13 protein-coding genes are annotated in these 14,600 nt (G+C 70.4%); 10 read left to right on the forward strand and 3 right to left on the reverse strand.

Features of this window, described 5'->3' with window-relative positions:
* The first annotated feature begins 14 nt into the window (after positions 1-14).
* The 8 genes from B2W79_RS15995 (at position 15) to B2W79_RS16030 (ending at position 9,558) form a co-directional block, all read left to right on the forward strand.
* The gene (locus B2W79_RS15995; RefSeq protein WP_292791227.1) at positions 15-1,163 is read left to right on the forward strand and encodes a M20 family metallopeptidase; all 1,149 of its coding nucleotides are present in this window, start codon (positions 15-17) and stop codon (positions 1,161-1,163) included.
* Between the two features lie 313 nt (positions 1,164-1,476).
* Positions 1,477-3,282 (forward strand): ABC transporter substrate-binding protein, encoded by a 1,806-nt coding sequence (locus B2W79_RS16000; RefSeq protein ID WP_292791229.1) that lies wholly within the window; start codon positions 1,477-1,479, stop codon positions 3,280-3,282.
* 72 nt (positions 3,283-3,354) lie between these two features.
* Positions 3,355-4,398: an ABC transporter permease gene (locus tag B2W79_RS16005; RefSeq protein WP_292791232.1), complete on the forward strand. Its 1,044-nt coding sequence runs from the start codon at positions 3,355-3,357 to the stop codon at positions 4,396-4,398.
* Positions 4,395-5,309, forward strand: coding sequence for an ABC transporter permease (locus B2W79_RS16010; protein ID WP_292791235.1), 915 nt, complete (start codon positions 4,395-4,397; stop codon positions 5,307-5,309). Before B2W79_RS16005 ends, B2W79_RS16010 begins: the two co-directional genes overlap by 4 nt.
* Position 5,310: 1 nt before the next feature.
* Positions 5,311-6,960, forward strand: a complete 1,650-nt coding sequence (locus B2W79_RS16015; protein ID WP_292791237.1) for an ATP-binding cassette domain-containing protein — start codon at positions 5,311-5,313, stop codon at positions 6,958-6,960.
* Positions 6,957-7,919, forward strand: a complete 963-nt coding sequence (locus tag B2W79_RS16020) for a S66 peptidase family protein (protein ID WP_292791240.1) — start codon at positions 6,957-6,959, stop codon at positions 7,917-7,919. The genes B2W79_RS16015 and B2W79_RS16020 overlap by 4 nt, the downstream gene beginning before the upstream one ends.
* Positions 7,916-8,749: a serine hydrolase gene (locus B2W79_RS16025; protein ID WP_292791243.1), complete on the forward strand. Its 834-nt coding sequence runs from the start codon at positions 7,916-7,918 to the stop codon at positions 8,747-8,749. The genes B2W79_RS16020 and B2W79_RS16025 overlap by 4 nt, the downstream gene beginning before the upstream one ends.
* Positions 8,746-9,558, forward strand: coding sequence for a serine hydrolase (locus tag B2W79_RS16030; protein ID WP_292791246.1), 813 nt, complete (start codon positions 8,746-8,748; stop codon positions 9,556-9,558). Before B2W79_RS16025 ends, B2W79_RS16030 begins: the two co-directional genes overlap by 4 nt.
* Positions 9,559-9,654: 96 nt before the next feature.
* On the opposite strand, the gene B2W79_RS16035 is transcribed toward B2W79_RS16030, so the two are convergent.
* Positions 9,655-10,704, reverse strand: a complete 1,050-nt coding sequence (locus B2W79_RS16035; RefSeq protein WP_292791249.1) for a P1 family peptidase — start codon at positions 10,702-10,704, stop codon at positions 9,655-9,657.
* 157 nt (positions 10,705-10,861) lie between these two features.
* Here B2W79_RS16035 and valS point away from each other — a divergent pair, with 157 nt between their 5' ends.
* Positions 10,862-13,456, forward strand: a complete 2,595-nt coding sequence (valS, locus tag B2W79_RS16040) for a valine--tRNA ligase (protein WP_292791252.1) — start codon at positions 10,862-10,864, stop codon at positions 13,454-13,456.
* Positions 13,456-13,665: a hypothetical protein gene (locus B2W79_RS16045; RefSeq protein WP_071329569.1), complete on the forward strand. Its 210-nt coding sequence runs from the start codon at positions 13,456-13,458 to the stop codon at positions 13,663-13,665. Before valS ends, B2W79_RS16045 begins: the two co-directional genes overlap by 1 nt.
* Positions 13,666-13,748: 83 nt before the next feature.
* On the opposite strand, the gene B2W79_RS16050 is transcribed toward B2W79_RS16045, so the two are convergent.
* Together B2W79_RS16050 and B2W79_RS16055 are read right to left on the reverse strand one after the other, a co-directional pair.
* Positions 13,749-13,967 (reverse strand): hypothetical protein, encoded by a 219-nt coding sequence (locus tag B2W79_RS16050; RefSeq protein WP_292791257.1) that lies wholly within the window; start codon positions 13,965-13,967, stop codon positions 13,749-13,751.
* Positions 13,964-14,587, reverse strand: a complete 624-nt coding sequence (locus B2W79_RS16055) for an ArsR/SmtB family transcription factor (RefSeq protein ID WP_292791259.1) — start codon at positions 14,585-14,587, stop codon at positions 13,964-13,966. The genes B2W79_RS16050 and B2W79_RS16055 overlap by 4 nt, the downstream gene beginning before the upstream one ends.
* Positions 14,588-14,600 lie beyond the last annotated feature (13 nt).

The raw sequence follows: 14,600 nt of genomic DNA on the forward strand, positions 1-14,600 counted from the left end.
TACGGTTCGTAACCGTGACGACTCTCTCGGCAGTGCGCGACGGGGACCATCCTTCCGACGACATCATCGCACTCGTGCGCGAACTCGTGCTGATCGAGACGCCGAGCCGCGACACGGAGGCGAGCGCCCGCATCGCCGACCTGCTGTCCGCCTGGTTCGCCGGCGTCGGCGGCAGCGTCCAGCGGATCCCGCACGAGCTCGGGACGGATCTCGTCATCGACGTCCCCGGCACCGGAGACCCGGTCCTCCTCATCGGCCACACCGATACCGTGTGGCCGGTCGGCACCCTGGCGGACGACCTGCCGTGGGCCAAGGACGGCGATGTCGTACGCGGCCCCGGCGCGTACGACATGAAGGCCGGCATCGTCGTGATGCTGGAGACCCTGCGACGCCTGCAGCCCCTGCCGCTCGCGCAGCGGCGCGCCGTGCGGATCGTGCTCGTCGCGGACGAGGAGATCGGCTCCCCCGTCTCGGGCACCCTGATCGCGGAACGGGCCAGGGGCGCGGCCTGCGCCATCGGCTTCGAGTCCCCGCATCCCGACGGCGCCCTCAAGGTCGGCCGCCGCGGCAGCGCCCGGGTGCGCATCGCCGTCACCGGACGCGCAGCCCACGCCGCGCTCAACCCCGAGCACGGCGTCTCCGCGATCGACGAACTCGTGGACCAGCTCCTCCGGGTCCGCGCGATCGTGGCCGACCCCGCCCTGCCGAGCCCGGTGCTCTGCAACGTCGGCGTCATCGACGGCGGCGCGAGGACCAACGTGGTGCCGGCGCACGCGGCCGCCGAGATCGGCCTCCGCTTCCAAGACCCGGACAGCGAGCAGCGCGTCCTCAGCGCCCTCCAGGAGCTGGCACCGGTGCGCCCCGGCGCCCGCCTCGAGGTCGCCGTGCTGAGTGCCCGGCCCGCCTGGCAGGCCTCCGCGGCGGACACCGACCTCCTCGCCCGGATCGCCGTGGCCGGTGCCGCGCTCGGCCAGCAGGTCGACGGCCGCCCCGCGGCCGGAGCCGGTGACACGAACCTCCTCGGCGGACGCGGGGTGCCGACCGTCGACGGCTTCGGTCCCCGAGGCGGCGGCGCGCATGCGGTGGACGAGCATTTCCTGCGCTCCTCTCTGCACGAGCGCATCGCGCTCCTGCGTGCCGTGCTCACCGTCACGGCGGAGTGACGATACGATTCCGGTTCCCGTGCCCGACCTGAACGGCCCGAGATACGTTCCGGATGTCTGCGACGTGTGATCGACGCCTCCGCGATCGGTTTCGGCGTGCGCATCCTGGCATCCGCGTGTTTCCGCCGTGTTACACCACCTCGACAGCCGGCGATCTTTCCCGAGGGCGGCAGATTTCTTCCGCGATACGCATCGAATGTCTTGACCACGGGGCCGTCTTCCGCTTGCATGGTCAGCACCGACCCGGCTTCACTGTGGATCCGGGCGGCGCCCGAAGGGACCTTCCATGCGTCTTGCCCCCCGCTCCAGAACCGTGCGAAGTCTGACCGCCGCCGCGATCGCCTCCGCGCTCCTCCTCGCCGCTCCGGTCGGTGCCGCTCAGGCGCAGTCCGTCAGCGCCGCCACCGAATCCCCGGCATCCGACACGACGCTCCGGATCGCCACCTCCGGGTTCGTGGACACGTTCAACCCGTTCATCTCGATCTACCTGACGCCGACGAACATCATCCGGTACGTCTACGAGTCGCTCGTGCAGAACGACGCCGAGGACGGCTCCCCCACGAAGGGCCTCGCCGACAGCTGGGAGGCGACCGACGGCGGCCAGAGGTGGACCTTCACCCTCCAGGACGACCTCGTCTGGTCGGACGGCGAGCCCATCACCTCCGCCGATGTGAAGTACACGTACGACCAGATGATGACGGTGCCCGCGCTCGGCACCGCCAACGGCAACCTCGTCTCCAACTTCGACACCGTCGAGGCCCCGGACGACAAGACCGTCGTGATCACCCTGAAGACCCCGCAGGCCCCGAACCCCGGCTCGGAGATCCCGATCGTCCCGAAGCACATCTGGGAGGAGGTCGACGACCCGACGACCTTTACCAACGACGCCGACGTGGTCGGCTCCGGCCCGTTCGTCCTCGACAGCTACTCGGCCAACCAGTCCATCGTGCTGAAGGCGAACGAGAACTTCTGGCGGGGCGCCCCCAAGATCGACGCGATCCAGTACGTCTACTACACGAACTCGGACGCCCAGGTGCAGGCTCTCAAGGCGGGCGACGTCGACCTCGTCACCGGCCTCACCCCGACGCAGTTCTCGGCGCTCGAGGGCGTCGACGGCATCACCACGCACTCCGGTGAGGGCCGCCGCTACCACTCGATCAGCATCAACGTCGGCCAGCAGACGCGCGACAACGTGCCCTACGGCACCGGCAACGCCGCGCTGAAGGAGCTCGAGGTGCGCCAGGCCATCCGTCTCGGCACCGACACGGCGACCCTCCTCGACAAGGTCCTGGACGGCGAGGGCACGCTCGCGACGAGCTTCATCCCGGCGTCCTTCCCGAAGTGGCACCTGTCGGATGACGACGACGTGATCGTGGGCTTCGACCCCGAGGCCGCGCAGGCGAAGCTGGACGACGCGGGCTGGATCCCCGGTGCCGACGGCATCCGCGAGAAGGACGGCCAGCGCCTGAGCCTGCGCCTGCTGACGGACGCGGACGACGCGAACGAGCAGTCCATCTCCGACTTCTTCGTCCCCTGGATGAAGGAGATCGGCATCGAGATCACGGTCGAGTCCACCGACTCCGACACGATCAGTGCGAAGGCCACCTCCGGCGACTACGACCTGTACTTCAGCGGCTGGTCGGTCAACCCCGACCCCGACTACCAGCTGGGCATCAACACCTGCATGAACCTGCCGACCGCGACCGACGGCACCGGCGGCACCACGCAGGACGGGTACTGCAACCCGGAGTTCGACGAGATGTACGCCGCGCAGCGCTCCGAGATCGACGCCGACAAGCGCCAGGAGATCGTGCACGACATGCTCGCGCTGAACTACACCGACACCGCGCAGGTCGCCACCTGGTACGCCAACTCGCTGGAGGCCTACCGCTCCGACCGCTTCACGGGCTTCACGCTGCAGCCGAAGGACGGCGGCATCATCGCCAACCAGGCCGGCTACTGGGGCTACCTCACCGTCGAGCCCGTCGAGGGCGCGACCGCCGGCGGCACCGGCACGAACACCGGACTCCTCATCGGAGGCATCGTCGTGGGGGTGGTCATCATCGGAGGGCTCATCTTCTTCCTGATCCGTCGACGCAACATCGCCGACGTCGAATGAGTCCGGCGAGACGCCGCGGGTGGCGGGCCTCCGCCCCCGCGGCGTCTCCCGGTCCGCTGTAAGGAGACCCCCATGTCCAACGCGGTACCCCCGTCCACCTCCGCCATCGCGACGAGCGCCGCGGCCGAGGAGCAGCCGAAGGGCGTCGGCGCCCTCCGCTACTTCCTGGTCAAGCTCGGCGGCGCGGCCATCAGCCTGGCGATGGTGATCCTCCTCGGATTCTTCGCCTTCAAGATCCTGCCGGGCGATCCGGTCGCCTCGATCGCCCGCGAGCGCGGGATGAGCGCCGAGCAGGCCGACCAGCTGCGCGAGCAGCTCGGTCTGAACAAGCCCCTGTGGCAGCAGTTCATCGACTACCTCGGCAACGTCTTCACCCTGAACTTCGGCACGAGCTACGTCTACCGCACGTCGGTGTCCGACCTCATCGGCCAGTACTTCTGGAACACGATCCTCCTCACCGGCACGGCGGCGATCATCGCGATCGCCCTCGGGCTCTGGCTCGGACAGAAGGCGGCCTGGAAGCACGGCTCCACCTTCGACCGCATCGTCTCCGGCACGTCGCTCGTGTTCTGGTCGGTGCCGACCTTCTGGCTGGCCCTGCTGCTCCTGATGGTCTTCGGAGGCACGCTGCACTGGTTCCCGACCGGAGGCATGGTCTCCCCCAACCCGCCCACCGATCCGGTCGGCGCGGTCCTGGACGTGATCTCGCACATGGTGCTCCCGGTGATCACGATGGTCGCGGTCGTGTACGCGCAGTACCTCATGGTGATGCGCAGCTCGCTCCTCGAGGAGATGGGCGCCGACTACCTCACCACCGCGCGGGCCAAGGGCCTCCGGGAGGACCTCGTCCGGCGCCGACACGCCGTCCCCAACGCCCTGCTGCCGACCGTCACCCTCGTCTTAATGCACATCGGCGGTCTCATCGCCGGGGCCGTCACGGTGGAGACGGTGTTCTCCTGGCCCGGGCTCGGGAAGCTCACCTTCGAGGCCATCTCCGGCCCCGACCTCCCGCTCCTGCAGGGCACGTTCGTGGTGTTCTCCACGATCATCATCGCGATGAACCTCATCGCGGACCTCATCTACCGTCAGCTCGACCCGAGGGTGAGGCGCGCATGACCACGGCATCCCCGACCATCCGATCGCCCCGTGCCCTGGCGTGGCACCGCCGCGGCACCGCCTTCGTCGACTTCTGCCGGCAGTTCGCCCAGCGCCGGGCGGGCATGGTGGGGCTCATCTTCCTCGTGATCGTGGCCCTCATCGCGATCTTCGCCCCCGTGATCGCCCCCGCCAGCATGCTCGACGTCACGAAGCTCGTCGACGTGCAGCGCTTCGCCCCGCCGTCCTGGGAGCATCCCCTCGGCACCGACCATCAGGGCCGCGAGATCTGGGTCCGCATGGTGTGGGGCGCCCGGGTGTCCCTGCTCGTCGGCCTCGCCGCCACCGCGATGTCGATGATCATCGGCACCCTCGTCGGCCTCTCGGCGGGCCACTTCACCGGCTTCTTCGGCGGGCTGATGATGCGCATCATCGACTTCTTCCTCGTGCTGCCGTCGCTGATCCTCGCGATCGTGCTGTCGTCGGTGCTGAGCCGCGGCGTCTGGACGATCATCATCGCGATCGGCCTGACCTCGTGGGCCGGCACCGCCCGCGTCGTCCGCGCGCAGACCCTCTCGGTGGAGTCGCGCGACTACATCGAACGCTCGCGGGCCCTCGGCGCCGGGCACTGGCACATCATCATGAAGCACCTCCTCCCCGGGGTGCTGCCGCTCGTGCTCGCCAACACGACGCTCACGGTCGGCTCGGCGATCATCTCCGAATCCACCCTGGCGTTCCTCGGCCTCGGCGACACCACCCTGCAGTCCTGGGGCTCGATCCTGAAGAACGCGATGGACGTCTCCGCGGCGACCAGCGGCTACTGGTGGTACGTGCTCGTGCCCGGCATCGCCATCGTCCTCGTCGTGCTGTCGTTCACCCTGATGGGCCGCGCCGTCGAGAACATCACCAACCCGACGCTGAGGAGCCGTTGAGATGCCCGACCTGATCTTCGACGACGTCTCCATCACGTACCGCACCTCGGGGCGGTCGGGGCGGGACGAGGTGGCGGCCGTGCGCAACGTCTCGCTCACCCTCCCCGCCGGGCAGACCCTCGGCATCGCCGGCGAGTCCGGCTCCGGCAAGTCCACCCTCGCCATGAGCGTGCTCCGGCTCCTGCCGCGCAACGCCCGGCTCAGCGGCCGCGTGCTGCTGGGCGACCAGGACGTCGCCACGTTGTCCTTCGGGCAGCTCCGCGCCGTGCGCTGGGCGCAGACGTCCATCGTGTTCCAGGGCGCGATGCACTCGCTCAACCCGGTCCGCACGGTGGGCTGGCAGCTCCTGGAGGCGCTGGAGCTGCACGCCTCCGACCGGTGGAAGGGCGAGAAGGCGCGCAAGGAACGGGTGCGGGAGCTGCTCGACATCGTCGACCTGCCGCAGCAGAAGAGCGAGTCGTATCCCCACGAGCTCTCCGGCGGCCAGAAGCAGCGCGTCATGATCGCGATGGCCCTCGCGTGCGATCCCGAGGTCATCATCGCGGACGAGCCGACCACCGCGCTCGACGTGATCGTGCAGAAGCAGATCCTCGACATGATCTCCCGTCTCGTGGCGGAGCGCGGCATCTCGATGCTCATGATCAGCCACGACCTCTCGGTGCTCGCCACGGCGTGCGACCGGATCGCCATCATGCGCGACGGCGAGCTCGTCGAGGTCGGCGAGAGCTACGCGGTCTGCACGACCCCGCAGGAGGCGTACACGCGACAGCTCGCCGACGCCTTCCCCACGATCGGCGACCCCGCCTCGCGGATGGCCCCGGTGACGCGACATGGCCGCGATGCGGACGACGTGCCGGAGATCACGCACAGCGACGAGGTGCTGCTGGAGGCGCGCGGAGTCAACGTCACCTACCGCTCCGGCGGGCGCCCCGTGCATGCGGTCCGCGACGTCGACCTCTCGGTGCGCAAGGGCGAAATCGTCGCGCTCGTCGGCCAGTCCGGCTCCGGCAAGTCGACCCTCGCCCGCGCACTCATGGGACTCCAGCCCGCCGACCCCGGGTCGCAGATCCTCTTCGACGGCGCACCGATCCCGTCGAAAGGTCGCGACCTCGCGCGGTTCCGCTCGCAGGTGCAGCTCGTGCTCCAGGACCCGTGGGCCGCTTTGAACCCGAAGCACAGCGTGTACGAGTCCGTCGCCGAGGGGCTGCGTGTGCAGCGCTTCGCCGGTGATGAACGCGAACGCGTGGCGCAGAGCCTCGCCGACGCGGAGCTCACCCCGCCGGAGCGCTACTTCGGCGCCATCCCGCAGGAGCTCAGCGGCGGGCAGCGGCAGCGCGTCGTCATCGCAGGTGCGCTCGCCGTGCAGCCGCAGCTGCTCATCGCGGACGAACCCGTCGCCTCGCTCGACGCGTCCGTGCGCGGAGAGATCCTCGGACTCCTGCTGGAGCTGCGCCGCCGCCTCGGGCTCTCCGCCCTCGTCATCACGCACGACCTCGGTCTCGCCTGGAACATCGCCCACACGGTCGCGGTGATGTACCACGGACAGATCGTCGAGCACGGACCCACCGAAGAGGTGCTGCTGAACCCGCAGCACGAGTACACCCGGCACCTGCTGTCCGCGGCGCCGCGCATCGAGGAGAAGACGGCATGAGCACCCTGACGGAGGCGGCGGTGTCGCCGTATCTCGACACGGCTCCCCTGCAACCCGGTGACACGGTGGCGATCGTCTCGCCGTCCGGTCCCGGCAACGAGGAGAACACCCAGCGCGCCGTCGGCTACTACGAGTCCTGGGGTCTGAAGGTCCGCGTGGGCGCGCACGTCCTCACGCCGCACCCCCGCGCGTCGTACCTCGCGGGGCCGGACGACCTCCGCCGCGCCGACCTCGTCGACGCCTGGCTCGATCCGGAGGTGGACGCCGTCGTCACGGCACGCGGCGGCTACGGCGCGCTGCGCCTCCTCGACGGCATCGACTGGGCCGACATGCGCCGCGGGGCGCTGCGCCGGGACGGGCGGCCGAAGCTCCTCACGGGCTCGTCCGACGTGACCGCCCTGCACGAGACGTGGCGCGCGCACCTCGACGTCGCGACGCTCTTCTGCCCGATGGCGGGGAACAACGTCTTCCGCGATTCCGAGCAGGTGCGCGACGACGTGCAGCGCTGGCTCTTCGAACCCTGGCGCGGGCGGGAACTCATCGGCCCCAAGACCGAGATCATGACGCCGGGCCGCGCCGAGGGGCGCTTCACGGGCGGAAACCTCAGCCTGCTGGCGGCCGGACTCGGCGCCCCGGAGGCGCACGTCCCCTCCCCCGGCATCCTGTTCCTGGAGGACATCACCGAGGAGCCCTACCGCCTCGACAGCTTCGTCACGCAGCTCCGGCGCGCGGGCCGACTCGCCCAGGCGACGGGCATCGTGCTCGGCTCCTGGCACGAGTGCGGCGACCTCGACCTCGTCCACGCGCTCATGCGGGACGAGTTCCAGGACGCCGGGGTCCCCGTGCTGTGGGAGCAGGGCTTCGGCCACGACCCGCACGCCCTGACCATCCCGCTCGGTGTCGACGGAGTGCTGGACGCGACCGGCGACGAGCCCCGCCTCACGGTGGGACGGCCATGATCGCCCTTCCGCCCCTCGATCCCCGTGTCACCTGGTCGATCCGGCTCGTCGATGCCGACAGCGGCGAGACCCTGGCGGAGCACGAACCGCACACGCAGTGCGAGACCGCGAGCATCGGCAAGATCTTCCTGCTCCTCGAGGTCGCGCGCCGGCTGGAGGACGGCACGCTCGCCGAGGACGACCGGATCGAGATCCCGGATGAGCACCGCGTCGAGGACTCCGGGCTCCTGTACCGCATGCACGATCAGCGCATCACGGTCCACGATGCGGCGCTGCTCGTCGGGGCGGTGAGCGACAACCTCGCCACGAACGCCCTGATCCACCTCTGCGGTCTGGAGGAGGTGCGGGCTGTCGCCCCGGCACTCGGATACCGCGACACCGCGCTGCACGATTACATCCGCAACGAGCGCACCCCCAACCTGCCCTGGACCCCGTCGTTCGGCACGGCGGCCGAGCTGTCCGACGTGATGCGCCGGCTCGGTGCCGGCGAGGCGTTCTCCCCTGCGGTGAGCGCCCGGGTGCTGGACTGGCTGGCCGCCGACACCGACACGTCGATGACCGCCGACGCCTTCCTCCTCGACCCCCTCGCCCACGTCGAGGCCGAGTATCAGGGCATGGTGCTGCGCCACAAGACCGGCAGCGTCAGCTTCGCCCGCGTCGACGTCGGACTGCTGCGGGGCCCGAAGGCCGCCGTCGCGTATGCGGTGGCGGCGAACTGGAAGGACTCCGCGGCCGACCTCCGCGCGCCCGTGCTCGACGGCATGCGCGCGGTCGGTGAGCTCATCCGCGCGCACGTCACCGGACGCGCACGCGACGAGGAGGACGCATGAGCGCGATCGACGTGGAGCTCCCCGACGAGAACGGCACGGTGTGGTCGGTCCTCGTCCAGGACATCGACTCCGGCGAGGTGCTGCTGCGCCATGACCCGGAGACGGTGCAGGACACGGCGAGCGTCGGCAAGATCTTCCTCCTGCACCGCCTCCTCGCCGAGGTGGACGCCGGCACACGTACTCTCGAAGAGCGCGTGACCCGACGGCCGGTCGAGGCCATCGAGGACTCCGGGCTCTGGTACCTGCTGCAGGCGTCCGAACTGTCGCTGTACGACGTGGCCGCGCTCATCGGTGCGGTGAGCGACAACGCCGCGACCAACACGCTGGGCCGCGTCATCGGCATCCCGACCGTGCAGGAGCACACCCGCGCGCTCGGCTACACTGCCTCGGCCCTCGACGACATCGTGCGGTGGCCGATCCCGCCCGGGGCCCCGAAGACGCTGTCGCACGCGAACGCCGCGGAGCTCGTGCTCTTCATGTCGCGGCTGGCCGACGGCACCGATCTCTCCCCCGCCTCGGCCGACACGCTGCGCCGCTGGCTGGGCGCGGGCATGGACCTGTCGATGGTCGCGTCGGCGTTCGACCTCGACCCGCTCGCGCACTGGGGCTTCGATCGCGGCGTCTGGCTGCTGAACAAGACCGGCACGATCTCCCGCGTCCGCGCCGACACCGGGATCGTCATGTCCTCCACCCGCCGGATCGCCTACGCGGTGCTGGCGAACTGGGACTGGGGCGCCGACGGGCGCGGCCCGGTGCTGGCCGCCATGCGCCGCATCGGCGAGGGCATTCACGCCGCACTCGCCGACTGACCACCGTTCACAACTCAGGAGTTCCGGCCGATGGCGGCGCGGCGCGCCGCGCCTGCGGCGCCCACCGCCCACCTTCTCCTGAGTTGTGAACGCGAGTCAGACGACCCCGGCTCGCGTCAGGCGCTCCCGCACCTGGTCGATCGGCACCGCATGCGCGGACCGCCCGTCGGGGCCCACGGTCGTCTCCGCCGCGAGTACGGAGTTGATCAGCGCCTCCTCGACAGCGTCCATCGTCGCGGCGAAGAGCGGCGAGAGCTCTTCGTCCGCCGCCGGACCGCCGTCCGCCTGGTCGTGCACCGAGAACGCGATGGCGTAGTCGCCGCTGCCCTGCGCATAGTCGGCGCCGACACCGCGCATCGCGAACACGGCGCGGTTGGCCACACGGCCGAGCTGCCGTCCGTCGACGGGGGCGTCCGTCGCGACGACGATCATGCAGGAATTGCCCACGGGCTGTGCCGGAGCCTCGGCGAGCAGCTCCTCCGCGGGCAGCGGGACGCCGGCGATCCGCAGCGTGCCGCTGAAGTTCGTCTGCACGAGGACGCCGACCGTGGCCGGCTGCCCCGCGACCTCGACCAGGCGCGAGGCCGTTCCGATGCCGCCCTTGTACCCGAGGGCGACGGTCCCGGCACCGGCGCCCACGCCTCCCTCCGCGACCGCTCCCTGAGCCGCCGCAGCCAGGGCCGCCGTCACCTGCTCCTCCCCCACGGCGCGTCGACGGATGTCGGAGAGGAAGCCGTCGTTCGTCTCTCCCACCACCGGATTCAGCGTCGTCGTCCGCGCGTGCATCGGCGTCGCCAACAGATGCCCGAGGAGCGCGTCGGCGACGCGGAACACGGACAGCGTCGAGGTCAGCAGGATCGGCGTCTCAAGCGCCCCGAGCTCGCGGAGCTGCGTGGCGCCGACGAGCTTGCCGTAGCCGTTGCCCACGGAGAGGTTCGCGGGAAGGCTGCGGCGCTCGGCGGTGAGGGCGTCGGGGACGATCGCCGTCACGCCCGTGTGCAGACCGTCGCCGTGCAGCGTGGCGTGCCCCACCCGCACACCGGGGACGTCGGTGATCGCGTTCTCCGCGCCGCGCGGGAAGGCTCCGGGCGGCACGCCGAGGTCGGCGAGACGGGCACGGGAGGACGAGGACGACGGCGGTCTCATGCTCCGATCCTTCCAGCGTCGGAGGGGCCGGCCGCAGCGCCGCGCCGGGCGCTCCCCCGGGTCGAGCGCCCCGCCCGTGCGCTCGGTAGACTGGGCGGCACCACCCACACTCAGGCACGCTCACACAGTGCCGCATACATCGCTCGAGGAGACCTCCATGTCCGCCATTCCCGACAAGCCCGCCCTCGAAGGTCTCGAAGCGAAGTGGGACGCCGCCTGGGCGGAGCAGGGCACGTACCTGTTCGACCGTCTGCGCGCCGCCGAGCTCGGTCGTGAGGGCGTCTACTCGATCGACACCCCGCCGCCCACCGCCTCGGGCAGCCTCCACATCGGCCACGTGTTCTCCTACACGCACACCGACGTCAAGGCCCGATACGAGCGCATGCGCGGCAAGACCGTGTTCTACCCGATGGGCTGGGACGACAACGGCCTGCCCACCGAGCGCCGCGTGCAGAACTACTACGGCGTCCGCTGCGACCCGTCGCTCCCCTACGACGCCGACTTCACCCCGCCGTTCGAGGGCGGCGACAACAAGTCGAGCCGGGCTGCCGACCAGCAGCCGATCAGCCGCCGCAACTTCATCGAGCTGTGCGAGCGCCTCACGATCGAGGACGAGAAGCAGTTCGAGGCGCTGTTCCGTCAGCTCGGGCTGAGCGTGGATTGGACGCAGACCTACCGCACCATCTCCGACGACACGATCCGGCAGAGCCAGCTCGCCTTCCTCCGCAACATCGAGCGCGGCGAGGCGTACCAGGCCCTCGCGCCGACGCTGTGGGACATCGACTTCCGCTCCGCGATCGCACAGGCCGAGCTCGAGGACCGCGACCAGCAGGCCGCGTACCACACGATCGAGTTCCCCTTCGCGGACGGCTCCGGCTCCATCGCGATCGACACCACGCGCCCGGAGCTCCTCCCCGCGTGCATCGCGATCGTGACCCACCCCGAGGGGCCGCACAAGCACCTCATCGGCACCACGGTGCGCACGCCCTACTTCGGTGCGGAGATCGAGATCCACGGCCACCACCTCGCCCAGCCCGACAAGGGCACCGGCGCCGCGATGGTCTGCACCTTCGGCGACGTGACCGACATCATCTGGTGGCGCGAGCTGCGCACCAGCGCCGGCGAGTCCCTGCCGAACATGACGACGATCGGTCTCGACGGCCGCTTCCTCGCCGAGGCCCCGTCGATCGTGGCCGACGCCGACGCGCGCGCCTGGTACGCGGAGAACGTGGCAGGCAAGACCGTCTTCAGCGCCCGCAAGGCGATCGTGGAGAAGCTGCAGGAGACCGGCGACATGACCGCCGTCGGCAAGCCCTTCCAGCACGCCGTGAAGTTCTTCGAGAAGGGCGACCGCCCGCTCGAGATCGTCTCGACCCGGCAGTGGTACATCCGCAACGGCGCCCGCGACGGCGAGCTGCGCGATCAGCTCCTCGCGCACGGTACCGAGCTGGCGTGGCACCCCGACTTCATGCGGGTCCGCTATGAGAACTGGGTCGGCGGCCTCACCGGCGACTGGCTCGTGTCCCGGCAGCGATTCTTCGGCGTGCCTATCCCGCTCTGGTACGCGCTGGACGAGAACGGGGAGCGCGACTACGACCGGGTGCTCACCCCGGATGCGGCCGCGCTGCCCATCGACCCGACCACGGATGTCCCGGCCGGCTACACCGAGGACCAGCGCGGGGTGCCGGGCGGGTTCGACGCCGAGGCCGACATCCTCGACACATGGGCGACGTCGTCGCTGACCCCGCAGCTCGCGGGCGGCTGGCAGCGCGACGAGGAGCTGTGGCAGCTCACCGCTCCGTTCGACCTGCGCCCGCAGGGACAGGACATCATCCGCACCTGGCTCTTCTCGACCATGCTGCGTTCCACGCTCGAAGACGGCCGCGCCCCGTGGAAGAACGCCGCCATCTCCGGCTTCATCGTCGACCCCGACCGCAAGAAGATGTCGAAGTCGAAGGGCAACGTGGTCACCCCGGCCGACGTGCTCGACGCCCACGGCTCGGACGCGGTGCGGTACTGGGCGGCGTCGAGCCGCCTCGGCATGGACGCGGCCTTCGACCCGCAGAATCCGACGCAGGTGAAGATCGGCCGGCGTCTGGCGATCAAGGTGCTCAACGCCGCCAAGTTCGTGCTGTCGTTCCCGGTGCCCGCGGGCGCTCAGGTGACGCACGCGCTCGACGCGTCGATGCTCACGGCGCTCGACGGCGTGGTGGCCGAGGCCACCGCGGCCTTCGACCGGTATGACGCGGCCCGGGCGCTGGAGCTGACCGAGGCGTTCTTCTGGACGTTCTGCGATGACTACCTGGAGCTCGTGAAGGAGCGCGCCTACAACCAGAACGACGTGGGTCAGGCTTCGGCCGCCCTCGCGCTGCGTCTGGCCCTGTCCACGCTGCTCCGCCTGCTCGCACCGGTGCTCTCCTTCGCCACGGAGGAGGCCTGGTCGTGGTTCGAGGAGGGCTCCGTGCACACCGCTGCCTGGCCCGAGAAGCTCGGCATCGAGGGCGACCCGGCCGTGCTGGCCGCCGCGAGCGAGGCGCTCATCGGCATCCGGCGCGCGAAGACCGAGGCGAAGGCATCGCAGAAGACCCCGGTCTCCCGTGCCGCCATCGCCGCTCCCGCAGCGAAGGTCGAGGCCCTGCGCGCCGCCGCGGACGACCTCCGCGCGGTCGGCCGCATCGCCGAGCTCGAGATCACCGAGGCGGAGGAGTTCGCGGTCACCGCGATCGAGCTCGCCCCGGTCGAGGCCTCCTGATGCAGCTCGGCACGCGCTGGGCGACGGGTGCTCAGCCGCCCGCGTCGGTCCCCGAGGCGCTGCGTCCCGCGATCGCCGAGGTCGAGTCCCGGGGCCTTACCGGCCACTGGACCCTCACCTGGCTGGAGGGCCGCGCGATCGCCGAGCTCGATGCCGGCTGGGAGGTCCTCCAGACCCCCTCCGGCGAGGTCATCGCCCGCCCCTTCTGATCGCGAGACCCCGCTTCATCGTCGAGACCCCCTCCTTCCCGCGAAGAAAAGAGGGGGTCTCGATGCGTACCCGGGGTCTCGGGTCAGCGACGCGGGGCACCGAGCTGCGCGAGGAGATGATCTACGGCGTGCGGGTCGTGACGGCGGGCCTGCTGTTCGCGGAGGAGATCGAGGGCGAGGGTCCGCCGCTGTGCGCGACGCTCGATCCGGTGTTCGACCGCGGCGGTGACCCGGTCTGCGAGGCGCAGCAGTCCACGCTCCGTCCGTGTGGGACTGACAAGGTGCAGGGTCGCGGCGGTCATGATGCCTCCGTCGTCTCGCCCGCATCGGCGGTGCTCGCCCGCGGCGATGTCGGCAGATCGAACAGCTCGGCCCGCACGGAGACCCGCCGGACATCCGGCCCGGTCTGACCTCGATAGCGTTCGATGGCCTGTTCGATGAGGTCCTCCATCTCCTGCCGCAGCGCCATGGCCTGCGCCGGCGTGACGTCGAGGTGTGTCGTGACGGTGATGCCCACGTCCCGCCACCCCTCGGGGACCTCGGACTCCGGGCGGTTGAGGTACTGCATCAGCGTCTCGTGCCGGAGCCGGAAGAACTCCGACGTCACGATCTGCGCCGCGGCACGGTTGGCCGGCGACATCTGCTCGTCCGGGCCCGGCAGGTCGATGCGTCCCTTCGGACGCTCCCACCATCGCTCCCGTGCCGTGCCCCGGCCTTCCACCTCGCGGATGAGGTCGTGGGCCGCGAGAGCGCGGAGGTGATAGCTGGTGGATCCCGAGGTCTCCCCCACGAGGGCCGCGAGAGAGCTGGCCGTCTGAGGACCACGAGAGGCGAGCAGATCGAAGATCTTGACCCGCAGCGGATGCGCGAGCGCTTTGAGCGCCCTCGCATCCAGCGTCCGTACCTGCGTCTCGTTCGTCATGAATGCAAAGATA

Source organism: Microbacterium sp. UBA7513 (assembly GCF_002478345.1).
Lineage (GTDB): Bacteria > Actinomycetota > Actinomycetes > Actinomycetales > Microbacteriaceae > Microbacterium.